The sequence below is a fragment of the Bacillus sp. JK62 genome (genome assembly GCF_053663455.1).
The window spans coordinates 165,712-192,014 of sequence record NZ_JBSJQA010000005.1; the positions used below are offsets into that span (position 1 = coordinate 165,712).

27 protein-coding genes and 1 pseudogene are annotated in these 26,303 nt (G+C 44.7%); 14 read left to right on the plus strand and 14 right to left on the minus strand.

Annotation, left to right across the window (positions count from 1 at the left end; all coding sequences use genetic code 11):
- Positions 1-52: 52 nt before the first annotated feature.
- The 6 genes from ACWJJ4_RS13335 to ACWJJ4_RS13360 all read left to right on the plus strand — a co-directional run bounded on the left by ACWJJ4_RS13335 (position 53) and on the right by ACWJJ4_RS13360 (position 5,510).
- Entirely contained in the window at positions 53-517 is a 465-nt protein-coding gene (locus ACWJJ4_RS13335; protein ID WP_014417011.1) for a TIR domain-containing protein, read from the plus strand.
- Positions 514-1,524, plus strand: a complete 1,011-nt coding sequence (locus ACWJJ4_RS13340) for a thymidylate synthase (protein WP_454021690.1) — start codon at positions 514-516, stop codon at positions 1,522-1,524. The genes ACWJJ4_RS13335 and ACWJJ4_RS13340 overlap by 4 nt, the downstream gene beginning before the upstream one ends.
- A complete protein-coding gene (locus tag ACWJJ4_RS13345; RefSeq protein WP_014417013.1) occupies positions 1,521-2,279 on the plus strand; it encodes a class I SAM-dependent methyltransferase in 759 nt (252 codons plus the stop codon). The genes ACWJJ4_RS13340 and ACWJJ4_RS13345 overlap by 4 nt, the downstream gene beginning before the upstream one ends.
- Before the next feature lie 14 nt (positions 2,280-2,293).
- Positions 2,294-3,112 (plus strand): bifunctional hydroxymethylpyrimidine kinase/phosphomethylpyrimidine kinase, encoded by an 819-nt coding sequence (thiD, locus tag ACWJJ4_RS13350; protein WP_454021691.1) that lies wholly within the window; start codon positions 2,294-2,296, stop codon positions 3,110-3,112.
- Between the two features lie 11 nt (positions 3,113-3,123).
- Positions 3,124-4,359 (plus strand): HAD-IIA family hydrolase, encoded by a 1,236-nt coding sequence (locus tag ACWJJ4_RS13355; protein WP_326375111.1) that lies wholly within the window; start codon positions 3,124-3,126, stop codon positions 4,357-4,359.
- 188 nt (positions 4,360-4,547) lie between these two features.
- On the plus strand, positions 4,548-5,510 hold the full coding sequence (locus ACWJJ4_RS13360) for an arsenic resistance protein (protein ID WP_182069730.1): 963 nt from the start codon (positions 4,548-4,550) through the stop codon (positions 5,508-5,510).
- Between the two features lie 58 nt (positions 5,511-5,568).
- Here the strand turns inward: ACWJJ4_RS13360 and ACWJJ4_RS13365 are convergent, their stop codons facing one another.
- Entirely contained in the window at positions 5,569-6,618 is a 1,050-nt protein-coding gene (locus ACWJJ4_RS13365; protein ID WP_367069567.1) for an NAD(P)-dependent alcohol dehydrogenase, read from the minus strand.
- Positions 6,619-6,777: 159 nt separating this feature from the next.
- Between ACWJJ4_RS13365 and ACWJJ4_RS13370 the strand changes: the two genes are divergently transcribed.
- Positions 6,778-7,182, plus strand: coding sequence for a MerR family transcriptional regulator (locus tag ACWJJ4_RS13370; RefSeq protein ID WP_007409338.1), 405 nt, complete (start codon positions 6,778-6,780; stop codon positions 7,180-7,182).
- Between the two features lie 223 nt (positions 7,183-7,405).
- Positions 7,406-8,695: a Na+/H+ antiporter NhaC family protein gene (locus tag ACWJJ4_RS13375; protein WP_077721859.1), complete on the plus strand. Its 1,290-nt coding sequence runs from the start codon at positions 7,406-7,408 to the stop codon at positions 8,693-8,695.
- A gap of 37 nt (positions 8,696-8,732) precedes the next feature.
- On the opposite strand, the gene pdxR is transcribed toward ACWJJ4_RS13375, so the two are convergent.
- Entirely contained in the window at positions 8,733-10,115 is a 1,383-nt protein-coding gene (gene pdxR, locus ACWJJ4_RS13380; protein WP_454021692.1) for a MocR-like pyridoxine biosynthesis transcription factor PdxR, read from the minus strand.
- 118 nt (positions 10,116-10,233) lie between these two features.
- On the opposite strand from pdxR, the gene ACWJJ4_RS13385 reads away from it, so the two are divergent.
- Positions 10,234-10,854: an FMN-binding negative transcriptional regulator gene (locus ACWJJ4_RS13385; RefSeq protein WP_239808612.1), complete on the plus strand. Its 621-nt coding sequence runs from the start codon at positions 10,234-10,236 to the stop codon at positions 10,852-10,854.
- A 48-nt stretch (positions 10,855-10,902) separates the two neighbouring features.
- On the opposite strand, the gene ACWJJ4_RS13390 is transcribed toward ACWJJ4_RS13385, so the two are convergent.
- Both ACWJJ4_RS13390 and ACWJJ4_RS13395 read right to left on the minus strand, forming a co-directional pair.
- The gene (locus ACWJJ4_RS13390; protein WP_166706381.1) at positions 10,903-11,262 is read right to left on the minus strand and encodes a hypothetical protein; all 360 of its coding nucleotides are present in this window, start codon (positions 11,260-11,262) and stop codon (positions 10,903-10,905) included.
- 216 nt (positions 11,263-11,478) lie between these two features.
- Complete coding sequence (locus ACWJJ4_RS13395; RefSeq protein ID WP_454021693.1) at positions 11,479-12,669, minus strand: MFS transporter; 1,191 nt, start codon at positions 12,667-12,669, stop codon at positions 11,479-11,481.
- Positions 12,670-12,914: 245 nt separating this feature from the next.
- On the opposite strand from ACWJJ4_RS13395, the gene ACWJJ4_RS13400 reads away from it, so the two are divergent.
- A complete protein-coding gene (locus ACWJJ4_RS13400) occupies positions 12,915-13,493 on the plus strand; it encodes a TetR/AcrR family transcriptional regulator (RefSeq protein WP_102422381.1) in 579 nt (192 codons plus the stop codon).
- A 51-nt stretch (positions 13,494-13,544) separates the two neighbouring features.
- On the opposite strand, the pseudogene ACWJJ4_RS13405 reads toward ACWJJ4_RS13400, so the two are convergent.
- The 6 genes and pseudogenes from ACWJJ4_RS13405 to ACWJJ4_RS13430 all read right to left on the minus strand — a co-directional run.
- Positions 13,545-13,622 (minus strand): annotated as a pseudogene (locus ACWJJ4_RS13405) (hypothetical protein); the annotation flags it as partial.
- Positions 13,623-13,673: 51 nt separating this feature from the next.
- Positions 13,674-13,973, minus strand: coding sequence for a spore coat protein (locus ACWJJ4_RS13410; RefSeq protein ID WP_016937108.1), 300 nt, complete (start codon positions 13,971-13,973; stop codon positions 13,674-13,676).
- A gap of 14 nt (positions 13,974-13,987) precedes the next feature.
- Positions 13,988-14,185 (minus strand): hypothetical protein, encoded by a 198-nt coding sequence (locus ACWJJ4_RS13415; protein ID WP_003156073.1) that lies wholly within the window; start codon positions 14,183-14,185, stop codon positions 13,988-13,990.
- An 18-nt stretch (positions 14,186-14,203) separates the two neighbouring features.
- Positions 14,204-15,340, minus strand: coding sequence for a zinc-dependent alcohol dehydrogenase (locus ACWJJ4_RS13420; protein WP_003156072.1), 1,137 nt, complete (start codon positions 15,338-15,340; stop codon positions 14,204-14,206).
- A gap of 18 nt (positions 15,341-15,358) precedes the next feature.
- Positions 15,359-15,727 (minus strand): spore coat protein, encoded by a 369-nt coding sequence (locus ACWJJ4_RS13425; RefSeq protein WP_070081429.1) that lies wholly within the window; start codon positions 15,725-15,727, stop codon positions 15,359-15,361.
- A 17-nt stretch (positions 15,728-15,744) separates the two neighbouring features.
- Positions 15,745-15,990, minus strand: a complete 246-nt coding sequence (locus tag ACWJJ4_RS13430; protein WP_101562767.1) for a spore gernimation protein GerQ — start codon at positions 15,988-15,990, stop codon at positions 15,745-15,747.
- A gap of 517 nt (positions 15,991-16,507) precedes the next feature.
- Here ACWJJ4_RS13430 and ACWJJ4_RS13435 point away from each other — a divergent pair.
- The 3 genes from ACWJJ4_RS13435 to ACWJJ4_RS13445 all read left to right on the plus strand — a co-directional run bounded on the left by ACWJJ4_RS13435 (position 16,508) and on the right by ACWJJ4_RS13445 (position 20,548).
- On the plus strand, positions 16,508-17,668 hold the full coding sequence (locus ACWJJ4_RS13435) for a sensor histidine kinase (protein ID WP_181445539.1): 1,161 nt from the start codon (positions 16,508-16,510) through the stop codon (positions 17,666-17,668).
- A complete protein-coding gene (locus tag ACWJJ4_RS13440; RefSeq protein ID WP_014304442.1) occupies positions 17,661-18,296 on the plus strand; it encodes a response regulator transcription factor in 636 nt (211 codons plus the stop codon). Before ACWJJ4_RS13435 ends, ACWJJ4_RS13440 begins: the two co-directional genes overlap by 8 nt.
- A 98-nt stretch (positions 18,297-18,394) precedes the next feature.
- Entirely contained in the window at positions 18,395-20,548 is a 2,154-nt protein-coding gene (locus ACWJJ4_RS13445; protein WP_454021694.1) for an MMPL family transporter, read from the plus strand.
- 33 nt (positions 20,549-20,581) lie between these two features.
- Here ACWJJ4_RS13445 and ACWJJ4_RS13450 read toward each other — a convergent pair whose 3' ends face one another.
- The 4 genes from ACWJJ4_RS13450 to ACWJJ4_RS13465 all read right to left on the minus strand — a co-directional run bounded on the left by ACWJJ4_RS13450 (position 20,582) and on the right by ACWJJ4_RS13465 (position 24,852).
- A complete protein-coding gene (locus ACWJJ4_RS13450) occupies positions 20,582-21,304 on the minus strand; it encodes a gamma-glutamyl-gamma-aminobutyrate hydrolase family protein (protein ID WP_003156060.1) in 723 nt (240 codons plus the stop codon).
- A gap of 136 nt (positions 21,305-21,440) precedes the next feature.
- Complete coding sequence (abc-f, locus tag ACWJJ4_RS13455) at positions 21,441-23,069, minus strand: ribosomal protection-like ABC-F family protein (protein ID WP_454021695.1); 1,629 nt, start codon at positions 23,067-23,069, stop codon at positions 21,441-21,443.
- A 279-nt stretch (positions 23,070-23,348) separates the two neighbouring features.
- The gene (locus tag ACWJJ4_RS13460) at positions 23,349-23,876 is read right to left on the minus strand and encodes a GNAT family N-acetyltransferase (protein WP_454021696.1); all 528 of its coding nucleotides are present in this window, start codon (positions 23,874-23,876) and stop codon (positions 23,349-23,351) included.
- Positions 23,877-23,994: 118 nt separating this feature from the next.
- The gene (locus ACWJJ4_RS13465; protein ID WP_003156057.1) at positions 23,995-24,852 is read right to left on the minus strand and encodes a YitT family protein; all 858 of its coding nucleotides are present in this window, start codon (positions 24,850-24,852) and stop codon (positions 23,995-23,997) included.
- 282 nt (positions 24,853-25,134) lie between these two features.
- Between ACWJJ4_RS13465 and ACWJJ4_RS13470 the strand changes: the two genes are divergently transcribed.
- Positions 25,135-26,268, plus strand: a complete 1,134-nt coding sequence (locus ACWJJ4_RS13470) for a glycerol dehydrogenase (RefSeq protein ID WP_014304447.1) — start codon at positions 25,135-25,137, stop codon at positions 26,266-26,268.
- Positions 26,269-26,303: the final 35 nt, after the last annotated feature.

The following is a 26,303-nucleotide window of genomic DNA, read 5'->3' on the forward strand; positions in this document are numbered from 1 at the left end:
CCACTTTCCATAGAGGAAAGTGGCTTTATTTATTTTGAAAGGGTGATATGAAGTGGCGACGAAAAAAGTTTTTCTGGCAGGGCCTTTTAAAAGTTTAGTAGATGAGAAAACTGGATTGATGAGTACGTATGAGAGGGGAAAGCTGGAATCATTAATTTCCTTTTTTGAGAATGAAGGATGGCTGGTTCATAATGCTCACAAGCGGGAAGGGTGGGGGAAAGATTTCATGACACCCCTTCAATGCACTAAAATTGATTTTGATGAAATAAGCACTTGCGACCTTTTTGCAGCATTCCCCGGATCACCCGCTTCTCCCGGAACACATATAGAAATTGGATGGGCTTCTGCCTTGAAAAAAAAGATCGTGCTATTTCTAGAAAAGGACAAGGATTATGCTTTCTTAATTCAAGGGTTAAATGCAGTGGCGGATGTTGAGTACATCAGCTATAAAGATACAGATGATTTATTAGAGAACATTAAAAATATCTTTGCAGCATATAAGGCGGAATCTCAATGAGAAAGAGAACTTTTCATGAAGCATATACGGAAACGCTGTATGACATCTATCACAACCCTGAATTTTTCAATTCACCGCGCGGACAAAAAAGCAGAGAACAATTGAACTACCATCTGACTCTGGAAAATCCAATAGAACGTGTCACTTATTTATCCTCAAGAAAAACCAATATCGTGTTTAATTTTGCTGAAGTGTTATGGTATTTATCGGGGAGTAACGACTTAGATTTTATCAGTTATTACAATAAAAAAATGCCTTCATATTCAATGAATAAAAAAACATTAACAGGCACTGCGTATGGGCCTAAAATATTTGAATTCGGAAATGCAAAACTAAATCAATGGAATAGAATAAAAAATCTTTTGACACAAGAAGATATTGATTCAAAAAGGGCATTTATTCAAATATTCGATGCTTCGGAACTCTTCGTTTCAGAAAATATAGATGTTTCCTGCACAATCGGTTTGCAGTTTTTTGTGAGGGAAGGCGAATTATACATGTCTTCTGTCATGCGTGCAAATGATGCTTTTCGCGGGATGATCAGTGATCTTTTCTCATTTACCTTCATGCAGGAATTAATGGCCAGAGAACTGCGTTTAGAAGTCGGAGAATATTTTCATAATGCGGGATCAATCCATATTTATGATTCAGATCATGAATGGGCGAAAACGGTGCTTGAAGAAGCTGAAAATCACCATGATATTCCGGAATTTGAATTTCCGAAAATGCCTGAGGGAAATAACTGGCCGTCCATTGAAACAGTCTTAAAGTATGAAGAATTACTTAGGAAAGATCAAATTTCTATGACTAAAAACGATATTGAAATGCTCGATTTACCTGATTACTGGAAACAGATTCTTTTCCTTTTCAGTATATACCAGCATATTGCATATAAACGGGATATGGGTCATTCTCTATTTCAAAGTTTACTTCCTATATATCAATTTTTCGTCAGGAATAAGTGGTCTCATTATTTCTCAATTGAGCAAAAGGAGGAAATTCAATGAAAACTTCATGGAAAGAAGACAGTGTTGCTGGTAAATTCGATGCTTATAATGACGTTTTAGAACAAACGTTAGGTTTTGAGTTTGTTTTTCGTACTTTTGATAAAGCGGAGATTAAAAAGGTGCTGGATTTCGGATGCGGTCCGGGAAAGGTAGCTTATAGGCTGGCTGACAGAATAGGCTGCAATGTGATCGCAGTCGATGAATCAAGGAAGATGTTAGATATAGCAAAGGCAAAAAGACAACATCCTCATGTGGACTATCATTTAATTGAACACGATAATCTTTCCTTCTTACCAGATCACTCGGTTGATGCTGCAATGGCCTGTTATGTTTTTATTAATACGGATAGTGACCAGCGTATCAAAGGTATCATAAATGAAATTTTTCGTGTGTTAAAACCAGGAGCTTCATTTGTCATACTCGATACGAATCCTGATTCAACCGGGATTGAATTTTCAACCTTCCGCAATGGAATACCGGGGAAAGAATATTCTTACGGAGAAGAAAGAAATGAATGGCTCCATGTTCCGGGACAAGCAGATTTAATTTTAAATGATTTTCATTGGCCGAAGTCAATGTATTATAAACTATTAACTCATGCAGGTTTTGAAAATGTAACTTTATCAGAACCAACGTTAAACGATATTGACCAAGAGCATGTAAAAGCCATAGAGAAAGAGTTTCAATTTAATAATTGGAAATGTGAAAAGGAATATCCGCCTTTTGTCATTTTTAAAGCAGTGAAACCTGCCTGAAGGAGGAGTGTAAGTTGAAGGATATTTATAAAGCGCTTTCGATTGCTGGGACTGATCCTTCCGGAGGGGCGGGAATTCATGCGGATTTAAAAACATTTCAGGAACAAAAGGTATATGGAATGGCTGTTATTACATCAGTTGTTGCACAAAACACACTTGGTGTGAAAAGTTTTGAGGAGATGTCTCTTCAGAATATATCTCAGCAAATAGACTGTGTCATGGATGATATAAAACCGGATGCTGTCAAAACCGGTATGCTTGCAAGTATAGGAATTATTGAATTGCTGGCAGAAAAGTTAAAAGACGCAAATATTCAATCGTATGTGATGGATCCGGTTATGATTGCTAAAAGCGGACATCATCTGCTCCATAAGGACGCCCTTGATCATTTGAAGAAATTATTAATACCCCAAACAACTGTTATTACACCGAACATTCCGGAAGCGGAAGTAATCATCGGCAAATCAATCGAGACTGTACAGCAGATGCGTGATGCGGCGAAAGAAATAGTGGAGGTATACGGGGCGAAAAGTGCTGTCGTAAAAGGGGGGCACCTGAACGGAGAAGCCCGTGATATTTTGTACTTTGACGAGGACTTCGAGGAATTTGTTTCTCCCCGCTTTGATACAAAGCATACTCATGGAACAGGATGTACATTTTCAGCTGTGATAACTGCAGAGCTGGCAAAGCAGCACAGCATACCGGAATCAGTGGCAACTGGAAAGGAATTCATTTCAGCAGCCATTAAACATCCCTTAGGAATCGGGAAAGGACAAGGCCCTACAAATCATTTTGCGTATCGCTCAACTATTAACCAAGAGACAACCGCTTAAGGAGTGTTACGATGATTTCCAAGAATTATGATGTATTTTTATTTGATTTAGACGGAGTGATATATATAGGAGATAAAGCTTTACCAGGAGCTGTGGCCTCTTTAAAACGACTCCGTGAAGAAAAGAAAGCCATTCGCTTTTTAACGAATGATCCTTGTGTTACAAGAGAAACGATTGTGAAACGCCTTCATAAACTGGGGATTTCAGCAAGTATTGGTGAAGTGTTTACTGCGGGGTGGGCAACAGCTGATTACCTTGTCAGTGAAGGAATAAAGAAGGCATATATATTGGGAAATGACCAACTTAAAAGTGAAATTCAAAAGGCCGGTATTGATCTTACGGAAGATCAGGCGGAGGCTGTTGTCATTGGATGGGATCAAAATATTACATTTCAGGATGTGCATAAGGCAGTAAACCTCATCCGCTGCGGGGCTTCATTTATCGCTGCAAACGGGGATAAAACATTTCCTGCCGCTAACGGACCAGCTCCCGCGACAGGCGCTATAGTCGCGGCTGTTAAAACAGCAGCTGCTAAAGAGCCGATGATAATTGGAAAACCGGCGTCTTCAATATTTGAAAAAGTACTAGAGCCTTTTGAGGATAAAGAGAGATGCGTTATGATCGGGGATACGCCTGAAACAGATATTGTCGGAGCAAACCAAATAGGCATAACTTCCGTATTAGTTTCTGATCAACATACTTTATTTCCTGCAAAACATGATTTTAGAAATCCGGATGTTGTGATCCGCGATCTGAAAGACTTGTTCGATAATGAAATAAAGGCAGAAGTACGGAAAAAACCGGATTTCCAATGGACAGAACAAGTGAAAGCCGGAGTCGCTGGAATTATAATGAAAGAATCAAGTTCCGTTTTATTAATGAAGCGTGCTGATAATGGTTTATGGGGCATTCCTTCAGGCCATGTGGAACCTGGTGAAACAGTTGAACAAGCAATTATAAGAGAAATAGAGGAGGAAACTGGATTAGTGGTGAAAGTCTCTAAAATGATAGGCGTTTATTCTGATCCGAGTTCACAAACCTTTATATACCCTGACGGCAGAGTCAGCCATTTTATTACCAATTGTTTTCAATGTGACGTCATCGGCGGCACTTTGAAAGAGTCCACAGAGGAAGCCATGGAAATCAGATATTTTGATATCCATGAATTACCTGAACATCTCTTGCCGATGCACCCGAGATGGCTGGATGATGCTTTGGAAATGAAAGAGAATGCTTTTATTCGATAAGGAACAGTACGCCAAAAATACTTTTTGGGGGTTATTTACAAGAATTAACGGTTCTCAACCCGTATCTCTCGGCCGCGTTCCAATAACACCAAGTGTCACAGACCCTTGGTGTTTTTTAATTCCGGCAGGACCTTAATGCAAGAGCGGCAGAAAAGAAGGTATAATGGGCGGAGAAGAGGTGTCAGCCAATGAAAATAACCAGAGAGACATTAGAAAAACAGCAAATTTGGATATATGGTGTGACTCTTGTGATCGGCGGAATAGCGGGGATCGCCGGGAAAGATTCAGGACTTCGCTGGGGATGGACGATATCACCGCTTATCGCTGTTCTCATGTATGCCATGTTTGCCCAAATCCCATTCTTGAAGCTGAGGGAAGCCATGTCAAATCTTAAGTTTATGGCGGCTTTACTGATCGGTAATTTCTTAGCTGTACCTGTCGTTGTATGGGCGTTAACCGCTATTTTTCCTCAATCTCCTCCTATATTATCAGGGGTTTGTTTGGTATTGCTTACACCTTGTATTGATTACGTCATCGTCTTTACTCAGCTCGGCAAAGGAAATGAGAGATTAATACTGGCTTCCACGCCGGTTTTGTTCGCCGTTCAGATGGTATTGCTTCCGTTATACCTGTGGCTGTTTATCGGGAAAGAAGTAATAGGGACTGTTCATGCGGGACCGTTTCTGGAAGCATTCTTATTGTTAATAGGGGTGCCGCTGCTGGCGGCGGTGATGACTCAACTATGGGCTGATAAGAAGCCGGCGGGAGAAAAGGTGTTGGAATGGACGGCGTGGCTGCCTGTTCCTTTTATGGCTCTGGTCTTATTGGCGGTCGTCGCCACACAAATCGGCAAAGTCATCAGTGATGCTGACATCATTATACGTGTGATTCCGATCTATCTGTTATTCCTGCTCATTATGCCGTTTGTCTCCCGTTTTATCGCATATGCGTTCCGTCTGGATACAGGTGAAGGAAGAGCATTGATCTTCAGCACGGGCACAAGAAATTCTCTCGCAGTCCTTCCGTTAGCACTGGCCTTGCCGGATGCTTGGGCCTCATTAGCCGCCGCTGTTATCGTCACTCAGACGATTGTTGAATTGATAGGTGAATTGGTTTATATAAAAGCGGTGCCCGGATGGCTGCTGAAATAAAAAATAATCTGCGCTGAAAAAAACATACCAATAGATATTGGTATGTTTTTTATGAGAATTATAAAGTTGCAATATCAATGACGAAACGGTAGCGGACATCGCTTTGGAGAACCCGTTCGTACGCTTCGTTAACTTGATCGGCCGGTATCACTTCAATTTTAGGAGCAATGCCGTGCTCGGCGGCGAAATCAAGCATCTCCTGAGTCTGCGGAATACCGCCGACGAGTGAACCCGCAATGCTGCGGCGGCCCGTGATTAAGGAGAACACACTGTATGAGTCCGGCTTAGCGGGCGCTCCCACATTTACCAATGTACCGTCAATGCGAAGCAGGGATAAGTAGGCATCTACGTCAAGGTTCGCGGATACTGTATTTAAAATAAGATCAAATCGTCCGGCCAGCTCAGTGAATGTATTCGGATCGCTTGTCGCAAAGTAATGATCAGCTCCAAATTCAAGCGCTTCGTCTTTTTTGTTCATTGAGCGGCTGAGGACGGTGACCTCTGCGCCTAAAGCGTGCGCGAATTGAACGGCTAAATGTCCGAGCCCGCCCATTCCGACAATCGCCACTTTTTTGCCGGGACCGGCATTCCAGTGTTTCAGCGGAGAATAGGTGGTAATGCCCGCGCACAATAGCGGACTGGCAGCATCCAAATCCAGCTGATCGGGAATACGGACAACGAATCTGTCAGTGACAACTATTTTCTGGCTGTAGCCTCCGTACGTAGGATTTCCGTCGTAGTCCAGGTTATTATAGGTCTGAACAACGCCTTTTGTGCAATATTGTTCGTCTCCGTTCAGGCAGTATTCACATTCCCCGCAGGAGTCTACAAAACAGCCGACACCCACACGGTCGCCGGCGGCAAATGTGGTGACTTCTTCACCTACGGCTTCCACAACTCCGGCAATTTCATGGCCGGGAACCATCGGAAAGATTCCGCCGCCCCATTCATCGAATGCGCTGTGGATGTCTGAGTGACAAATCCCGCTGTACTTAATATCAATCAGGATATCGTGCGGCCGTAATGCTCTTCTCTCAATCGTCGTCCGCTCAAATTTAGCTTTTGCATGCGGAGCGCTTAATACACGAGTCGGATGATTATTGCACATGGTTATCTTCCTCTCCAAGATAAAGTGATGAATCCTCTGTTCGGTTTTACTTTAAATGTTAAAGCGGACTTTAAGTCAAGGGGTTTGGTTTATTTTTCTATGAAATGATATTCTATAATGGCACGCTTATGAAAGGTATGAAGGATGGGTGGTAAGAATATGAAGATTGCGCAGGCTGCAAAGCAGGTTGAGTTATCAGCCGCGACGCTTAGGTATTATGAAAGTATAGGACTGATTCCTCCGGTAAAACGCGATGAAAGCGGCATCCGCGATTATGACGAAGATGATGTGAATTGGATTCAATTTATAAAATGCATGAGAAGTGCCGGGCTGTCGATTGAGGCGCTGATTGAATATACCGCTTTATTTATTGAAGGAGCCGATCATACGATCGAACCCCGAAAAAACATCCTTATAAATGAAAGGAAAAGGCTGACGGAGAAACAGAGGGAAATTGATGAAACTATAAAACGATTAAACAGGAAGATTGAGGATTACGAAGATATCCTGGAAAATGAAGCGAAACTTAAAAACAGATTGAAAGCTGAATGTATTTCTGAATGAAGAGAAGGTGTCCCGGGCGCCGGGCCGCATGAAATGTACCAAGGGAAACGAGCCTTGGTTTTTTTATTTTCTAAAGAGAGGAAACAAAACAGCTTTTTCTATCTTATCAAACATTACTTATCCTTTTTTTAGCTTGACTTTTTTACTGCAGACTTTTAAAGTGTGAAATGTTGCTTAGACTGTGATTAGCGACTTTAATGCTGAAAAGAGGTGGTTTACCCAGATGAACAATCATAAGAATCCTTGGGCGTTATTGCCTTTAGTCTTATTCGTAGGGCTTTTTGTCGGCTCTGGTCTGGTGACCGGAGATTTTTATAAATTGCCGATCTTGATTGCCGCGATCATTGCGTCAGCTTTTGCGCTGTTATTTAACCGGAAGAAATCGCTCAATCAAAAAATAGAATGGTTCGCTTCCGGTGCGGGACATCCTGATATTATCATTATGGTTATGATTTTTATATTGGCAGGTGCCTTTGCTTCAGCGGCTGAGGCGATGGGAGCGGTGCATTCAACTGTCAATCTTGCTTTGAGCGTTATTCCGCAGCAGTTTTTGCTGCCGGGGCTGTTTATCATTGCTTGTTTTATTTCTATATCGATGGGAACATCAATGGGCACGATTGCGGCGGTTGCGCCGATCAGCGCGGGTCTGAGCGGAGAGCTTGGCATCTCCGGCGCGATTACGATGGCAGCTGTGGTCGGCGGAGCTATGTTCGGAGATAATCTTTCTTTTATTTCCGATACGACCATTGCGTCAGTCCGGACGCAAAAAACACAAATGATGGATAAATTCAAAACGAACTTCCTGATTGTTTTGCCCGCTGCTATTTTAACGGTTATTATCTTATTTTTTATTCCGGCAGGCCACGCGGGCCATGCGGGCGCTGCATCTTACAGCTGGATTAAGGTGCTTCCTTATGTCGCCGTGTTGGTTTTTGCGTTAATCGGTTTTAATGTGATGGCTGTCATATTCGGCGGATTGGTTTTGACGGGGATCATCGGATTGGCGGGCGGCAGCCTGACGTTTGACTCTTATTTTAAGGCGATTACGGATGGAATCGCCGGAATGAGCGATCTGATCATCCTGTCCATGCTGATCGGCGGGATGGTCGGCGTGATGAAACAAAACGGCGGGATCGACTTTTTACTGGAGTTCATCACGAAACGAATCCGTTCCAAAAAAGGCGCCGAAGCCGGCATTGCCGGACTGGTCAGCGTGACGAATCTGGCTGCGGCCAATAATACGATCTCCATTATCGCAGCCGGGCCGATTGCAAAGAATATCGCTGATAAATTCAGCATCGACAACAGAAAATCGGCAAGTATTCTGGATATCTTTTCGTGTATGATACAAGGATTGATTCCTTACGGCGCGCAGCTGTTATCAGCCGGGAAATTCGGGAATATTTCACCCGTCAGCATCCTGCCATACTCTTTCTATCCCGTTTTAATCGGAATCTGCGGCATCGCCGCCATTATATTTGGACTGCCGAAATTCACAAGAAATACGAAATAAAAGATAAAAAAAGGCGCCGTTCGGCGCCTTTTTTCTTTCATGACAGCCAAGCATTTCTCAAAAGCTGTACGCCCTGTGTGATCTGATCCGTATCGAGATGGGCGAAACCTAACTTTATGATCGGCGGTTCAGGCTTTCCGGCAACGAAATAAACGGCGGTAGGATATACCTTCACTCCGTACTGAAAAGCGCGTTCGATTAATGTTTCTTCTGTATAGTTCAGGTGAACTCTCACCAATATATACAATCCCGACTGCTCGCCGATGATCGTCACCTGATCGCCGAACTGCTGCTTGATATGTGAAGTCAAGTGCTGCATCTTACGCTTGTAGACAGTGCGCATGCGCTTAATATGGCGGGTCCATTCACCGGCCTTTATCAATTCAGCCATGGTCAGCTGATTAAGCGAAGAAGCGGTGCTTTCGAAATGAATAAACCGTTTTTTATACCGGTGCAAAAGGCGCTGCGGCAAAACCATATAGCTTATGCGGATGCCCGGTAGAAAGGATTTTGAGAAATTCCCTAAATAAATCACCCGGTCTGATTGAATGGAAGCAAGAGCGGGAAACGGCTGCTGTGTATAACGGAATTCACTGTCATAATCATCTTCAAGAATATAACCCTCTCTATGATTCACCCAATTGATCAGTGTTTGGCGCTGCTGAATGGACATGCTTACGCCGTAAGGGCTGTGATGGGATGGGGTCACATAGATTAATTTTTCTTTCATTGCATGCAATTGAGAAAAATCAGCTCCGTTTTCATAGACAGGCATCGTTTCCATAGATAGCCCGTGAAATTGAAATGCCGCTCTGGCCCCGTCAAACCCAGGGTCTTCAACGATAATTCCGGAAAAATCCTCTTTCAGAATCCGGCTGAGATATATCAGCATCTGCTGGGTGCTGCTGCCGATGATAACCGAATCCGCATCTGTTTTCACTCCGCGTGATTCCAAGAGATAAGCGGCAATTTGTTCACGCAGGTCTCTCTCGCCGAACGGTTCACCGTAAAGGAAGCTTTTCTCTGATGCCAAAACTTGATTGTATAATTTTCTCCATGTTTTCAGAGGAAAATGCTTTTGATCGACGGCTCCGGCGCGAAAATCAATCAGGGCCGGCTGAGTTGATTCGGTTTTCTTAGCGTAAACAACATCGTTTTCTTTTTGAAATAAAGAAGGTTCTACTTCATTTGCAAAATAACCTTTGCGTGTTTCCCCGCGAATGTATCCCTCCGCTAAAAGAAGATCATAAGCCATCAGCGTTGTATTGCGGCTTACCCGCAGGGAATCCGCCAGCTCCCGAATCGAAGGCAGCCGCTCATCTGCCTGAATATTTCCCTGCTCAATCAATGTTTTAAATTGCTCGTAAATTTGTTTATATTTCGGGGTGCCGCTTCTGAAAGCGAAAATCATATTTTTCATCAGATATTCTCCTCTGACATGTGTATTTATTTGAAACTGTACCTTTTTAAATGTCAGTTGATATCTTATTATAGCGGAAAGCGCTTTATCAATCCATGTTCAGAGAGGAGAGTTTTGTATGTATATTCCGGCTCCATTTCAGCTGAGTGAAGCTGAAGCGTGCGATGTAATCAAAGAGTATGGTTTCGCAGCATTGTTTTCAACGGCGGGAGGCATGCCGTATGCAACCCACCTGCCATTGATGATGAGTAAGGATAACGAATGCTTATACGGTCATTTTGCATTGCCGAACCCCCAATGGAAAGAGATTGATGGCCAAAACGTGTTAGCCGTTTTTCAAGGGCCTCATTGTTATATCTCGCCTAAATGGTATGAGACGAATCAGGCTGTTCCCACATGGAATTATGTGGCGGTTCATGTTTACGGAGAGGCGGAGCTTTTGGATGAGGAAGAAACCGTGCAGTCGATGAGTGATCTCGTCTTGAAATACGAAAGCCCCGACAGCCCGTACAAATTAGAGGATGTCGATGCGAAATTGCTGGCAGGCATGAACAAAGGGGTAAAAGGTTTTAAAATCAAAATCAGCAAAATAGAGGGGCAAGCGAAGCTGAGTCAAAATCATTCAGCCGCAAGACAAGGGCTGGTCGTACAACAGCTCAAACAGATCCCGCATACAAACGAACAGCTCATTTCCGGCTTGATGGAAGAAAACATCAAGCGGATCACTGCAAAAAATTGATCCATACCTTAAAAACATACCGGCAGCATGCGGTATGTTTTTTTCTGATTATGAAGCTTTTCTCAGGATGAATAACGACTCAAACAGCACATAAATCAACGGCGCCATTAAAATGAAGAAAGAATGAAAAATAGCATACGGTATGAGTAAGTAAACGATTAGTTTTAATAGAATGGAAGACGTTTTATTCAATGTCCAGCGGTTCTTCAAGATATCAGTCATACAAGCTGAAACAAGGCCGACCGTCAAATATCCGGCTGCTATGTACAGATAAATAAAAAGGTAAAACCGGTCAGACAACGGCGGTGTGTCTTCTTGTGTCACTTTTAAACTCACATAAAAGACCAATAAAAAGCAAACGGATGAAATCAGAGCTAACAAAAGGTGTTTATATAAATACTTCTTCATGTGTTTCACCTGCCTATGGCGCAATTATTTCTTAACATATTATGACATGGTTTTACCGCTGCTGAAAGAATTGGAAGTCCGGCTATATGAGCGGGGCGTAAAGAATCAATATCATCTTTTCATGAATCCGGATTTTTTGTTCGGATGGATGTAAAGAAGAATACACCAAAAAAAAGCTGTCAGCTTGGTCCTGACGGCTTATTTTTGGGGAAAGGCTTATTTCTCCGTGGTGAAATAAAGCAATGCTATGACCGGAAAAGCGATTCCAATCCATAATGTGATACTCCACCCGCCTGAGGCGTATGCCCATCCTCCGATTGATGATCCTGCAGCGCCGCCCAGAAAGAAGATTGCCATGAATAATCCGTTTAATCGGCTGCGGAATTCAGGTGCCAACGAAAAAATGGCACGCTGACTGAGTACGAGGTTGGCAGATACCCCCATATCCAACAGGATAGCTGCGGCCACCAGAACTGCTATTCCGACGGGGGAGCTGCTCTGAATCATGAGCGGGAGTAATAAAGAAACGATGACAACACCGAGAGCGATTCCGGTGGCAAGCCGGGTCAAGCCGCGATCAGCCAGACGGCCGCCTATCGGTGCAGCCGCTGCACCCGCAATGCCCGCTAATGCATACAGCGCGATTGCCTTTTGAGAAAAATGAAAAGCAGGACCGGACAATAATAAAGGTACAGTCGTCCAGAATAAGCTGAAAGCTCCAAATACAAACGCATGATAAATGGCACGGCGGCGTAAGACCGGAGTCGTGCGCAGCAGCTTCCACATTGAACCGAGTAAGACGGTGTAGCTTGTGTTTGCTGTTGGTTTTCTGGCAGGAAGCACTTTTGATAAGACGATTGCCAGGACAACACTTAACGCGGCGGATAAAGCAAATATGGCATTCCACCCCCATATATCAGCGACCAGACTGGATATCGGACGGGAAAGCATAATACCGAGAAGCAGGCCGCTCATCACATTGCCGACAACCCGGCCTCGTGCGGCATCTGGTGCAAGGTATGATGCGAACGGAACTAGCACTTGGGCTGCGATGGATCCCAGTCCGATGAAAAACGCAGCGGCTAAAAACAGTGTTCCATGCTTCACACATGCTGTCAGAGTTAGAGCGGCTGCGCTTAGTAGGAGCGATACCACGACAAGTTTTCTGTTTTCGATAATATCTCCCAAAGGGACGAGAAACAGTAGGCCGGCAACGTATCCGATTTGAGTCAGCGTGACAATCAATCCGGCACTGCTTGGAGAAAGCCCGATTGCCGCACTAATGAATCCTGCCAAGGGCTGTGCATAATAAAGATTAGCGACAATGATACCGCATGCCGTTGCGAGAAGAAGGGTTAAACTGGTTGAGATTCTCTGATCTGCTGTTTGTTTATTTTCTTTAGCCATATGAATGAACTCCTTTTTAATGATTTTATGAGGTTTGATAAATATTTTGCTGATTCATCTCCTCTCCATAGATTTTTAGTGCTAAGGTTTTGCGGAGTGTTGAGTATTTACTAAACTGTACGTTTAGTTTTTATAAGTAAATAATATACTGAACGTTCAGTTTTGTAAATAGGCTTCTGTTTTATTTTTTTATCATGTTAAGTATACTGAACGTATCGTTTATAATTCGGGAAGGAATGATTCATGTGCAGAGTAAACGAGGACGGCCGCGTGATGAAGGAACACATAAGGCGATTCTTTCTGCTGCCTATGACCTATTGTTGGAAAATGGCTTTGACGCGGTGACAGTCGATAAAATTGCAGAGCGTGCCAAAGTGAGTAAGGCAACGATTTATAAATGGTGGTCAAACAAGGCTGCCGTTATCATGGACAGCTTTCTTTCGACCGCTACGGACAGACTGCCTGTGCCCGATACAGGATCAACAGTGCAAGATATATTGATCCACGCCGCAAATTTAGCAAAGTTTTTGACAAGCCGGGAAGGAACCGTTATTAAGGAATTAATCGGTGCGGGACAGCTGGATGCAAAATTGGCGGAAGAATATCGCACGCGATTTTTCCAGCCCCGCCGCCTCCAAGCGAAAGGCCTTCTGGAAAAGGGAATTCAGAAAGGTGAATTAAGAGAGAATCTTGATATTGAAGTAAGCATCGATCTCATTTACGGACCGATTTTCTATCGCCTGTTGATCACAGGTGATGAGGTGAATGATTCCTATGTGCATGATCTTGTGATGAGTGCGTTTAAGGGAGTTCAAGCTACGTGAATAATTAAAAAGGCAGAACAATTTGTTCTGCCTTCTCTGCTCTATTTGCGAACGCCCGGCAGCTGCCACGCACGCATTCACCGCTGCAAGCCCCAATAACAGCCCGAAGAAAGGCTGGAGAAGCTGCAGAGCTGTTTCGTTGAAGCTTGAGCCAGAGGTGCTGTCTCAGCAGCAAAACATTTATAGGACGGGCAGGCGGAGCGCCGTATCAATATTTTGTAAATTAAACCGGACTTGTTCATCTGTGTTCCACGGATGATACCAGCCTTTTTCCATCATATAGCGTGAGATTTGCTCGTGCATGTCGATGGCTTCTTCTAAGTGACGGGTGAGGATCGCTTTCACTTCAGGCGTTCCGGCTTCCGTCGCCGCCATCGCATAGTTTCTGACTCCGCTTTTTGCCGAATTCAATAAATCCATAGCGACAATTTGGTCTGTCAGTGCATCCATCCCCGTCAAGTATTCCATAATCGGATTCATTCGTTATTCATCTCCTATTCGTGCTTTGCATCAGATAAAATCGAGGCAAATTCCTGCAATTGCCTTGTTGATGTATCCGCATCCTGCTGCATGATTTCTTTCAGCTGCGGATCGGATACGAGCGCTTTCATGGTTTTGGATTTCGTCAGACAAAGTGACTTAAAAGAAGCCATCTCCTGAATTTCGAGTAATTCATGTAAGGCGCTGGCCATTTCTGTAGCCTCCGTTCTCTAAGGTTTGAGTACAACTTTAATACAATCATCTGTTTTCGTGTCAAACATCTCATAGCCGTGCTTCGCTTCACTGAGCGGAATGACATGGCTTACAACATCGCCAGGATCAATTTTGCCGGTTGACACCAGTTCAAACATATACGGCATATAATGGATAACCGGAGCTTGTCCTGATCGGATATTGACGTTCCGCTGCATGATATCGCCAAGGGGAAACCCGTTGTATCTGCCGCCGTACACACCCGTAATCTGAATCGTTCCGCCTTTTCGCACCGCTTGGGACGCGATGACCAATGCGCTCATGGCCCCGCCTTGAAGTTTTAATCCGCTGGCGAGGAACTCCAGATCTGTCATTTTTCCGTCCATGCCGACGGCGTCAATAACCACATCAGCGCCGCCTTTGGTGATTTCCTTCAGGTAGCTGCCCGTATTTTCGTGGTCTTCGAAGTTCACGATTTCCACTTTATTCGTCCGTTTCGCATGCTGGAGACGGTAGTTGACATAGTCTACGGCTATTACGCGTTTCGCTCCCTTTAACCAGCAGAATTTTTGAGCGAAAAGGCCCACGGGCCCGCAGCCGAGAACGATGACCGTATCGCCTGCTTTTACGCCGGCATTGTCAACGCTCCAAAAACCGGTTGTCATCGCATCGGCAATAACACTCAATTTCTCATCCGGTTCTTCGCATGTTTCGGGGACTTTAAAATGGGTAAAGTTCGCAAAAGGGACGCGCAAATATTCGGCCTGGCCGCCCGGATAGCCGCCGGTACTCCCTGAATAGCCGAAATAAGCGCCCATATCGCCGTTTTCATTTGATTGATCACATTGGCTTTCCAGGTGATTTTTACAATAAGTGCATTCTCCGCAGGCAATATTAAAAGGAATAATGACGCGGTCGCCTTTTTTGACTTTCGTCACGCCGGGACCGGTTTCTTCCACGATGCCCATCGGTTCATGCCCGATAATATAGTCTTCCTGCAAGTTCGGAATGAGTCCGTGGATTAAATGTAAATCTGATCCGCAAATTGCCGTACTTGTGACTTTTATAATCATGTCATCGTGTTTTTCAATCTTCGGATCAGGCACGTCTTTGACTACGACGTTTTTCACTCCTTGATACGTTACGGCCTTCATGCTGTAATACCTCCAGTGTTAGTGTTCATCAGGTGTGCGGTCAAACATCCCTTTTCTGTTCGTTTCAACGGGAAACAGGTTCATGTTTCCGACCATGAGGGTATTTTTCGCAGAGAGCTGATCCAGTTTATACTGTTCGCTCAGATCATGCGGATGAAACCACTTTTTGCTGACCATCAAGTCGGTAATTTCCTGATGCATCGCGATTCCCTGCATGAGCTGTTTGCGCAGCAAAGCTCTTACATCAGGTGAAGCGGTTTCTGTTAAAGCGACGGCGGTATTTCTGACGCCTTCTTTTGCCCGTAAAAGAAAATCCATTGCGAATGTCATATCTGCGAGTTCAGGGACGTGTAATGAATTGATTGGATCTAAATAGTCATGATTCAATGATGCTTACCTTCCTTTCAATTGATGATCGAAGTCGGCCGGTTTTGAGGAACAGGAGCCTGAAAAGATGCCCGTTCATAAACCGCCTGTAAATCAGCCAGGTCTTGAGAGGCTTGCTGAACATCTTTCTCCATTAACGTTTTCAGGTCCTGATTAAACACAAGTCCTTGCATGAGCTTGGATTTCGCTACACAAAGCGTCTTGAAGTTAATCATTTCATGTAAGTCAAGCGACTCGTGAGCCGCTAATTCTCGCTTTTCCATAATGTCTTTTAAACCTCCCTTTCTAGAAATACGTAGTTAATTTCCCCTTAGAAAAGGACTTTAGTCTTACAAATTTTGTTTATAAGAAAAAAGAGAGAAGAAATCTGACGGTACATCAAAAAAGAGGAAGCCTAATCCCGTAGATGATAAGTCCGGCAAACACGATGCTTTTGAAAGCGGAAAAACAACCTGCGCTGATGACAAATATCCCAGTGATAACAAACAGAACGCTGACCGGGGCAACGAACCTGGTTCCCTTCCGCGAGATCATCCGGCTGGCGCTTAACAGGCCGATCAATGAGCCGAACGCAAGCCCATATATAACCAATCCCGCAGGCTGTTTTTTCTTTCACCCGCCATGCAGGACAGAAGGGGAAGGTGAGAAGAAGGCACTTATGGTATGATGACAAATAGAATAAAATCTCGTGAGGCCGGTCGGCTAAAAGGGAGTGGACAGAGATTGTTTGGTACAAAACATCAAGAAGACTATGTCTCCCGTGACAGACGCTCATTGCATATGCTTGCGCTTCGGGTGCCCGGTCTGGCGTTTATTTTTATGGTATATGCCGCATCAGTCTCTTTGCAGTACATTTATGAAAGCTGGACGGTTTTATTGCTGCTGTTATTCACGATATTGATCGTCATTTTTGCCGTGCTGCACTGGCATTCCTATCGCTGGGTCAAGAAAAAAACGTTTCTTTATTTCATCATACAGGGATTTATCATATATACATCGGCTAACTTGATGACCGGCGGCTATATCGCGGCGGTCATCGGTCTCTATGCCTTTTTAATCGGGCAGATTATCGGAATGGCGGATAAGGGCAAAACGCTGCTCATACTCTATCTTTTCATTTTAATGTCCATAGCAGCCCTGCACCAGGAGCATCCGCATCATCTGCTTCGTTTCATCGTTATCGCCGCTCCCATCATGATCGTGATTATCACGTATGCGGCAACATTTTTCGCACAAGTTGATGAAAAAATAAAAACACAGATGACGCTTGAAAAATTAGAGCTCGCTCACCGGCAAGTGAAACAGCTGACGCTTCAAAACGAGAGGCAGCGGATGGCGAGAGACTTGCACGATACACTTGCGCAAGGGCTGGTCAGTTTGCATATGCAGCTTGAAGCGGTGCATGTTCATCTTTCAAAGGGTAACACTGACAGAGCGAAAGACATCATCAGCCAGTCAATGGACAGAGTGAAGGGCACATTGGCTGATGCGCGCTCGGCCATTGACAACCTTCGCAGCAAATCAGAAGAGATCGGGTTCTTAAAAGAATGCATCACTGAACAAATCAACCATTTTACAGAAGCCTCCGGGCTGTCTTGTTTTTTAGATTACAGCGTGTATCATGTGCTTGACGTTCATACGGCGGAGAATTGCCATTACATGATCGGCGAAGGCCTGACTAACGCCGCCAAGCATGCAGAAGCCAAGAATGTCTGGGTGTCCGTTCAGGAAGAAGAGGGACAGATCCGCATAACCGTCAAAGATGACGGGAAAGGCTTTGATGCCGGAACAGAAATGAGAAAAAGCGGACATTACGGGCTGCTTGGGATACAAGAACGCGTCAATATGATGAATGGCACTTTCCGTATAACAAGCGCCAGAGCAGCGGGAACTCAAATTGAGATCATCATACCAATTCAAGGAGAAGCGGAACATGTATAAAGTGTTAATAGCAGATGACCATCTTGTCGTCAGAGAAGGTCTGAAGCTTTTGATAGAAACAAATGACCATTACACCATAACGGGAGAGGCGGAAAACGGGAAAACCGCCGTCCGCCTTGCAGAGGAACTAAAGCCCGATGTCATTCTCATGGATCTGTACATGCCGGAAATGAGCGGGCTGGAAGCCATTAAACAGATAAAAGAGCATTCTGATGTGCCGATCATTATTTTGACGACCTATAATGAAGATCATCTGATGATAGAAGGCATCGAATCAGGCGCGAACGGTTATCTGCTGAAGGACACAAGCTCAGAAACCTTATTTCATACGATGGATGCGGCGGTGAGGGGAGAAGTGCTTCTGCAGCCGGACATCTTGCGCCGTTTCCGGGAAATGAAAATGGAACGGGCAAATGCCAATGAAACACAGCTGACGGACAAGGAAATCATAGTTCTGCAAGCCGTTGCGAAAGGACATAAAAGCAAAGCGATCGCCTTCGATTTAGGAATCTCAGAGCGGACGGTAAAAGCGAGATTAACATCGATTTATAACAAATTAGGCGCTGATTCGCGGACGGAAGCCGTCACCATTGCCATGCAAAAAGGCATTCTGAAACTGAATATATAATGAAAAACTGCCCAAACGTACATGCCCCTATGTACGTTTTTTTTATGTGAATGTGAACTACAATTAGGCAGAAAGTAATGATTGGAGAGGAGTATTCGATGTCTGGTTTTTTATATAAATTAGGGGGATGGTCTGCCCGCAACCGATTCAAAATGATCATTGCGTGGCTCGTGATATTGATCGCTTCGATTGTGATCGCCATCTCGTTAAAGCCTGCTTTTTCTGAGGATATGTCAATTCCCGACACACCTTCTGAAAAGGCGATGGATATCATTCAAAAAGAATTTTCAAAGGGGCCTGATAAAGGAAGCATACGGGTTATTTTCGGAGCTGAAGACGGGAAGAAATTGACGTCAAAACCGGAAAAACAAGCGATTGAAGAGACATTAAAGAAGATCAAAACAGATCATTCAGTCGCTTCGATTGCAAGTCCTTTTGAGACAGGAACCATTTCTAAAGACGGATCAGTGGCATATGCCGATATTACGTACAAAAAAGCGGCGGATGACATTACGGAGGCGTCTGTTTCACATATTAAACACAGTCTGTCCGCCGCCGGAGACAAGGGCCTGCAGACGGAGCTCAGCGGTGATGTGCCGGGAGCCGGTGTTGAAGTCGGCGGTGCCTCTGAAATTGTCGGCGTTGTGCTGGCTTTCGTCGTTCTGGCCATTACGTTTGGTTCATTAGTCATAGCGGGGCTGCCGATTGTCACAGCCCTGATTGGGTTAGGCGTAAGCGTCGCGCTGACGTTAATCGGAACACAGGTCTTTACAATAGCCTCGGTCAGTCTCTCATTATCCGGAATGATCGGCCTGGCCGTCGGGATTGATTATGCGCTGTTTATCTTTACGAAGCATCGTCAGTTTTTGGGCGAAGGTGTACAAAAAAATGAATCGATCGCTAAGGCTGCGGGAACGGCTGGCAGCGCCGTCGTTTTTGCGGGACTGACCGTGATCGTCGCGCTTTGCGGATTGACCGTTGTCGGCATTCCGTTCATGTCTGCCATGGGATTGACTGCGGCGCTCAGTGTGCTGATGGCTGTATTGGCATCAGTAACGCTGGTGCCTGCGGTGTTATCAATCGCAGGAAAACGGATGATTCCGAAATCAAACAAGAAGAAAGAAAAGAAAAGCGCCGACACGAATGCCTGGGGGCGCTTCGTTACAAAGAAGCCTATTCTGTTAAGCATTTTCAGCATTATTCTTTTAGCCGTCATCAGTCTGCCGGCCATGCATTTAGAGCTAGGGCTGCCTGATGCGGGAATGAAAGCGAAAGACAGCCCGGACCGCCGCGCCTATGATCTGTTGTCTAAAGGATTCGGCGAAGGCTTTAACGGCAAGCTGACAATTGTTGCCGATGCAAAAGGAGTCAAGGGGAATAAAAGTGAAGCATTTCAAGACGCCGTGAAAGAAATAAAGGACTTGCACAATGTGTCGAGCGTCACACCTGCCATGCCGAATCAAAAAGGGGATTATGCCATCATTACGGCAGTGCCTGAAACCGGGCCGAATGATAAGGCAACGAAAGAGTTAGTGCAGGATATACGGAAACGATCAGACAAAAACGGCATCCGCCTGCTCGTCACCGGGTCAACAGCGGTGAATATTGATATTTCAGACCGGTTAAATGATGCGATTCCGGAATTCGCCATTCTCATTGTCGGGTTTGCGTTTGTATTGCTGACCGTTGTTTTCCGCTCGCTTCTCGTGCCGCTTGCCGCCGTCGTCGGCTTTTTGCTGACGATGACCGCTACACTCGGGTTATCGGTATTCGTTCTGCAGGATGGGAATTTCACCGGCTTGCTCAGCATTCCGGAAAAAGGTCCGATTCTCGCCTTCCTGCCTATTTTAGCCATCGGTATTCTTTTCGGGCTGGCGATGGACTATCAAGTATTCCTTGTCAGCAGAATGAGAGAAGACTATGTCAAAACAAAAAATCCGGTACAAGCCATCCATGCCGGATTGAAACATAGCGGACCTGTCGTAACAGCGGCGGGACTGATCATGATTTTCGTCTTTGCGGGATTCATCTTCGCGGGGGACTCTACGATCAAATCCATGGGATTGGCAATGACCTTCGGTGTTCTTTTCGATGCGTTCATTGTAAGAATGACCATCATTCCGAGTGTCATGAAGCTGATGGGACATGCGGCCTGGTACTTGCCGAAGTGGCTGGATAAAATCATTCCGAACGTGGATATCGAAGGCCATAAGCTGACACAAGGCAAAACACCGGAGAAACCGGAAGAATAAAATGAAAAAGCAGATCGTTATGATCTGCTTTTTTTATGTGCTGACCGCATTCATGAACAGGGAAAAAAGCTTTTTCATGTCTTCGTGTTTTTTTGTCAGCATTTCGGGATGCCATTGCACGCCGACGACAAATAATTCACCCGTCCGTTCAATCGCTTCAATGGCCCCGTCTTTCGCATAAGCCGCGGCTTTAAATGAAGGCGCCGTCTCTTTTATGATCTGGTGATGGAATGAATTCACCCGCGCTGAATCGCCAAACAAGGTATGGAGACGTGTCCCTTTTTCAAAAGAAACATGATGGGTTTTTAACGGCGGATCTTTTTCTTGGTCATGCTTAATGTCAGCAAACGAAGCGTGTGTCAGGTCTTGATATAAAGTTCCCCCGTAAGTGACGTTTAACATATGCATCCCCCGGCAGATGGCCAGTATCGGCTTTTCTAAAGCAACCGCCGTGAGAATCAGCTCCTTTTCGTAGGCGTCCCGATCAGGAAAGGTCTTTCTTAAAGCCTGTAAAGGTTCTTCGCCGTAAAACAGCGGATCTATATCCTGGCCGCCGGACAGAATGATGCCGTCAACATGAGAGACCTGTTCCTTTAAAAGCGCCGTCTCTTGAATCACCGGCAATATAAACGGCACACCGCCGGCCTCAGAAACAGACTGAATATAATCATTATTGACATATGCCCGATTATAACCCGGGAAAGGGCCGGATTGATCAGCCATAATGTTTCCCGTAATTCCGATGCGTTTGGCCATTCTGCGTTCACCTGAACCTTTCTTTCTGAACCTTCTCGTATGAATCTGAACGTAGGTTGTACAAATCAGTTTGAAATTATTCTTCATGATATGTGAACTTTTCAAAAAAACCCGTGACAATCACGGGTTTTTACATTCATTTCAATTTCTTGATTTCTTCCGTCAGCTCTTTGAATTTTTGATCAAGCTCACGATATTGTTTATCAGCCGGAGTCATGAAGCTGAGTTTTCCGAGGACTTCCTGCCGTTCGGTTTCAAGCTTTAATCGCAGTTCTTCAGCATCATCCCTGACGGAGGGAGATTCTTTCCATTGTTTTCGGACGCTGCCGTTTGAGATATCAAGCCGGATGTCCGTCGTCTTTTCGACAAAGTAGCGATCATGCGATACGATGATGAGCGTTCCGTCGTATCGGGCCAAAGTGTCTTCAAGCTGCTCGCGTGACGGCAGATCAAGGTGGTTTGTCGGCTCATCCAGAATCAGCACATCTTTCTCCTCCAGAATAAACGCCATCAGCTTGCATTTGACCCGCTCTCCCATGCTCATCTTGCCGATGGGTTCCGTCCATTGCGCTGCGGTAAATCCTAAATGCTTCATGAGGGATTGAACATTTCCCCTTGCTTCGAACGTTTCTTTGTAAAAAAGCTGTTCGGGGGTTTTATCAAGCGGAAGGTCGAATACTTCCTGGGTTAAATATCCGACGTTTGCAGACGGAGAAATCCATATGCCGCCCTGCGCTTTTTCCTGACCGAGGATGACCTTCAATAATGTTGTTTTCCCGCTGCCGTTCGGACCTGTAATCGCGATCTTTTCACCGTGCATCACAGTGAAATTCACGTTTTTAAAAAGCGTTCGGCCGTCATATGACTTTGTGACATCACTTACTTCTAAAAAACGCTTTCCCGCTTTTTTACGGTGCTCAATGGAAAAACGGACTTCATACTCCGCTTCAACCGGTTCTGCTTTCGCTTTTTCAAGCTCTTTTTCAAGACGCTTCTGCTTTGATTTAATCTGGGCGTCCGTGCGTTTTGCTTTTACGCGGTGGTATTCTTTAAAGCCTTCTATTTTCGTTGATTGGGCGTGGGCTTTTTTTGACCAAGCGCTCAGCTCGTTCATTTGAGCTTCAATCTGTCTGATCATATGCTGCTGATTCTCATATTCCCGCTGCTGGGTCAGCCTTCTCTGTTTGCGGACCTCCATATAGCTTGAATAATTCCCTTTTTGTTCAATGAGTTTCTTTCCTTCGATGGCCCAGATTTTTGTCGCTGCTGCATCTATAAAAGCACGATCATGCGAAACGAAAATAATGGTGCCTTTGTAATTCTTGATCTGATTCAGCAGTATTTCTAAACTGTGCTGATCGAGGTGGTTCGTCGGCTCATCTAATAACAAAAGGCCGCTTGAGGAGGAGAAACCTTTGGCAAGACGGGCTTTCAATTTTTCTCCGCCGCTTAATTGCGAAAAGGCGCGTGCGGGCACGTTCCACTTTTCTAACAAGGCTGCCTCCGCAGGCTCCGGGTGGCCGGAATCATAAGCTTCCGTTTCTTGTTCCACCATATATATGTTCACATCTTGCATCATCTGGATCTGTCCTTGTGACGGCGCTTTTTGATTGCAGATCAATTGCAGCAATAAAGATTTGCCGGCGCCGTTTTTACCGATAACGCCGATGATGTCGCCTTGCTGGACACTCGCGCTGATCTGTTCAAAAAGGGGAACGCTGTTGATTTCATAACTGATGCCGCTTAACTTTAACATTTCTTTCATATGTCAATCCCTCGCTTTAAAGGGAGGACAAAAAAAATCCTCCCAATTGATTTGGAAGGATTAGCCGTACCTGTGCATGATCAAATAAGCTATTTTTACATAGCTTTCTCGTATCGTATAGAAAATGGGCAGACTAATCCTATTTTTTCTGATTTGAAATATTTGATTTCAAACGGTCAAAATAAGATTAGTTAATCATTGTCCACCCATCATCCCTTCGTATTTGTTACGAACAGTGTAGCACACACTTATCTGTAAAAGCAAAGGGTATAAGCCTTTTTATTCCAGATTGGAGGCTTCCCACTCTTCTTCTAAAATTGCATAATAATATTCATCCCACCATTCATTATCATGGGGGATGCATTTTTTAAAAAAGCCTTCCCGCCTCATCCCGATCTTTTCCATCACCCGGTGCGAAGCCATGTTTTCCGGCTGACATGTCGCAATAATCCGGTGTAATTTCATCTTGTTAAACCCGAATGCCAGCACGGCGCGCGCCGCCTCTGAAGCATATCCTTTGCCCTGGTATTCCGGGTGAAACACCCAGCCGATTTCATACGTATGATCGCCAAAATACTGAAAAAAAACAATGTGGCCAATGACCGTTTTCTCATCCTTCAATAAAACGGGAAACTTCCCGGTATGTTCACCGCTGTTTTCAGTAACGAATTTCCTGGCATCTTCTTCGGTAAAGACACCCTCTGGTATATATTTCATGACACTCGGATTCGAGGTGTACGCATAGACATCCTGCCAATCTTCCGGTTCAAATGTCCGAATTACGAGCCTTTCAGTTTTGATATTCATTTTTTTATGTTCCTCCATCAAAAAAGGTTTCATTTACTACTTCGATTGAAAGATGTAAAAAACCTTTGAGCGGGGAAGAGCCGGATAAAAAAAGCCTGCAGCTATACACTGCAGGCGGTTATTTTTCATTTGCGGCGGCGGGCAGGTTTGTAAACCCAAATTGCCCTCCGACAGCTTCTTTTACTTCATGAATAACGATAAATGATTTCGGATCAATTTTTTGAACATGTTTTTTGATTTTCAGCAATTCGTTCTTTTTAATGACAACATAGATAATGCGCTTGTCTTTGCTGCCGTAATACCCGTATCCGTAAAAAATCGTCGCCGCGTTGCCGTACTCGGAGGTGATGGCTTTGGCGATTTCTTCGTATTGGTCAGACATAATGGTGAGGGCTTTTTTATTATGGAAACCCTCAATGACAATATCGACGATTTTGGCGCACAGATAAACGAATATAAACGTATACAGCATATGATTGATTCCGATCGCTAAAACGGATGCGAAAATGATGACACAATCCATATAAAACATGCTTTTGGAGATGTTAAAGCCCTTTGTGTAATTCAATAAATACGCCAAAAGCGTGGTCCCGCCGGTAGATCCGTCAGCGATAAAGATCAATGCCAGCCCCGCTCCCATCAGCAGAGCGCCGAATACGATCCCGAGCACCATGTCGTGCACGCCGAATGGAATAAAGCTGACGATGCTGAGAAAAACAGAAGTCATTCCCGTACCGAGTATCGTGTATAAAATCGTTTTTTTCGTTAAAAATTTATAAGCCAACCCGATAAAAATCAAATTTACAACCAGAGTCGTAATACTTGCAGGTATATGGAAAAGATAATATAAAACGAGAGCGATTCCCACGGTGCTGCCGTCCCCTAAATGATTCGGGATGACGAAAAATTCCACGGACGCCGCGATAAGAAAGGCTCCGGCCATAATCATCAGTATATCCTTGCAAATGTTCTTCATATGCAAACCTCCTCCGCAGTCAAAAATATATAAAAAACAAAAACGCCTCAAAAATTATCCAGCAGAACTAAATAATTTTTAAGACGAATCATTCACAATCTCGTTTGTTCATTCAGTAAAGAATGATCAGCTTCAATATCGAAGATTATATAGACACCTTCACATCTTGTCAATGCCGTGAAAATTGATTTTTCAGCAGTGTATATGAGGTTTGAATCAAACCAAAACGAGGAATGATATCAGAAGAGTTTTCATTTCTGCTCTATCAATAAGAGAAATGTAATGAGAGACAACGAAGAAGGGATGATGACATTGGAACGAATTTTTATCAGTCCGGCCAAATACGTGCAGGGAAAAAACGCCATTGAAACAATCGGCGGACATCTGGAGGGTGTTGGTGAAAAAGCCGTCGTCATCGCGGACAAAACCGTATGGGATATCGCGGGCCATAAAGTGACGGCTGAATTAAAGAAAAGCAATATTTCTTCTGAAGAGGCGGTTTTCAACGGCGAAGCCTCCCAGGAAGAAATGAAAAGAATTGCCGGCATCGCAGAAAAAGCAGGGGCGACTATTGTCATCGGAGTCGGCGGCGGTAAAACGCTTGATACGGCCAAAGCCGTATCAGATGAAATAAACGGCTACACCGTTATCGTGCCGACGGCCGCTTCAACGGATGCTCCGACAAGCGGGCTGTCTGTCGTGTATTCTGAACAAGGCGCGTTCGAAAACTATCGTTTTTATCATAAGAATCCTGACTTGGTTCTGGTCGATACGAAAATCGTCGCGGAAGCTCCGCCGCGCTTTTTAGCATCAGGGATTGCCGATGCGATGGCGACGTGGATAGAGGCGCGCAGTGTCATCGCCAATGGCGGTAAAACGATGGCAGGCGGAATTCCGACAATCGCCGGAGAGGCTATCGCGGAAAAATGTGAAGCGGTATTATTCAAATACGGCCGTCTCGCTTATGAGTCTGTGAAAGCGAAAGCCGTTACGCCCGCATTGGAAGCGGTTGTTGAAGCCAATACACTTCTGAGCGGACTGGGATTTGAAAGCGGCGGCTTAGCTGCGGCACATGCCATTCATAACGGATTTACCGCGCTTGAAGGTGAAATCCATCACTTGACCCACGGTGAAAAAGTGGCATTCGGCACGCTTGTTCAATTGGCGCTGGAAAAACGTTCGCTTGAGGAAATTGAGCGGTATATCGCGTTTTATATCAGCTTAGGGCTGCCTGTCACACTTGAAGACATCAAATTGAAAGACGCATCTAAAGAGGACATTATGAAAGTGGCAGAAGCCGCGACGATTGAAGAAGAAACGATTCATGCCGCTTTTGACGTGACGGCTGACGACGTGGCGGATGCCATTATAGCGGCTGATCAATACGCAAAAGCATTTAAAGAAAAACACGCGTAAAACCTTTTACCGCGTGACCCGGAACCAAGGGCTGT

Excerpts from the sequence above, each read along its gene's own strand:
- ACWJJ4_RS13420 (WP_003156072.1), bottom strand. The coding sequence starts at position 15,340 with ATGAAGGCCGTAACGTATCAAGGAGTGAAAAACGTCGTAGTCAAAGAC.
- ACWJJ4_RS13410 (WP_016937108.1), bottom strand. The coding sequence starts at position 13,973 with ATGAATCCGATTATGGAATACTTGACGGGGATGGATGCACTGACAGAC.
- ACWJJ4_RS13460 (WP_454021696.1), bottom strand. The coding sequence starts at position 23,876 with ATGAATATCAAAACTGAAAGGCTCGTAATTCGGACATTTGAACCGGAA.
- ACWJJ4_RS13395 (WP_454021693.1), bottom strand. The coding sequence starts at position 12,669 with ATGGCTAAAGAAAATAAACAAACAGCAGATCAGAGAATCTCAACCAGT.
- ACWJJ4_RS13430 (WP_101562767.1), bottom strand. The coding sequence starts at position 15,990 with ATGGAAAAGCGAGAATTAGCGGCTCACGAGTCGCTTGACTTACATGAA.
- ACWJJ4_RS13465 (WP_003156057.1), bottom strand. The coding sequence starts at position 24,852 with ATGAAGAACATTTGCAAGGATATACTGATGATTATGGCCGGAGCCTTT.
- ACWJJ4_RS13365 (WP_367069567.1), bottom strand. The coding sequence starts at position 6,618 with ATGTGCAATAATCATCCGACTCGTGTATTAAGCGCTCCGCATGCAAAA.
- ACWJJ4_RS13340 (WP_454021690.1), top strand. The coding sequence starts at position 514 with ATGAGAAAGAGAACTTTTCATGAAGCATATACGGAAACGCTGTATGAC.
- ACWJJ4_RS13360 (WP_182069730.1), top strand. The coding sequence starts at position 4,548 with ATGAAAATAACCAGAGAGACATTAGAAAAACAGCAAATTTGGATATAT.
- ACWJJ4_RS13415 (WP_003156073.1), bottom strand. The coding sequence starts at position 14,185 with ATGGCCAGCGCCTTACATGAATTACTCGAAATTCAGGAGATGGCTTCT.
- ACWJJ4_RS13445 (WP_454021694.1), top strand. The coding sequence starts at position 18,395 with ATGTCTGGTTTTTTATATAAATTAGGGGGATGGTCTGCCCGCAACCGA.
- ACWJJ4_RS13385 (WP_239808612.1), top strand. The coding sequence starts at position 10,234 with ATGTATATTCCGGCTCCATTTCAGCTGAGTGAAGCTGAAGCGTGCGAT.
- abc-f (WP_454021695.1), bottom strand. The coding sequence starts at position 23,069 with ATGAAAGAAATGTTAAAGTTAAGCGGCATCAGTTATGAAATCAACAGC.
- ACWJJ4_RS13375 (WP_077721859.1), top strand. The coding sequence starts at position 7,406 with ATGAACAATCATAAGAATCCTTGGGCGTTATTGCCTTTAGTCTTATTC.
- pdxR (WP_454021692.1), bottom strand. The coding sequence starts at position 10,115 with ATGAAAAATATGATTTTCGCTTTCAGAAGCGGCACCCCGAAATATAAA.
- ACWJJ4_RS13390 (WP_166706381.1), bottom strand. The coding sequence starts at position 11,262 with ATGAAGAAGTATTTATATAAACACCTTTTGTTAGCTCTGATTTCATCC.
- ACWJJ4_RS13345 (WP_014417013.1), top strand. The coding sequence starts at position 1,521 with ATGAAAACTTCATGGAAAGAAGACAGTGTTGCTGGTAAATTCGATGCT.
- ACWJJ4_RS13355 (WP_326375111.1), top strand. The coding sequence starts at position 3,124 with ATGATTTCCAAGAATTATGATGTATTTTTATTTGATTTAGACGGAGTG.
- ACWJJ4_RS13470 (WP_014304447.1), top strand. The coding sequence starts at position 25,135 with ATGAGAGACAACGAAGAAGGGATGATGACATTGGAACGAATTTTTATC.
- ACWJJ4_RS13370 (WP_007409338.1), top strand. The coding sequence starts at position 6,778 with ATGAAGATTGCGCAGGCTGCAAAGCAGGTTGAGTTATCAGCCGCGACG.
- ACWJJ4_RS13450 (WP_003156060.1), bottom strand. The coding sequence starts at position 21,304 with ATGGCCAAACGCATCGGAATTACGGGAAACATTATGGCTGATCAATCC.
- ACWJJ4_RS13435 (WP_181445539.1), top strand. The coding sequence starts at position 16,508 with ATGCTTGCGCTTCGGGTGCCCGGTCTGGCGTTTATTTTTATGGTATAT.
- ACWJJ4_RS13440 (WP_014304442.1), top strand. The coding sequence starts at position 17,661 with ATGTATAAAGTGTTAATAGCAGATGACCATCTTGTCGTCAGAGAAGGT.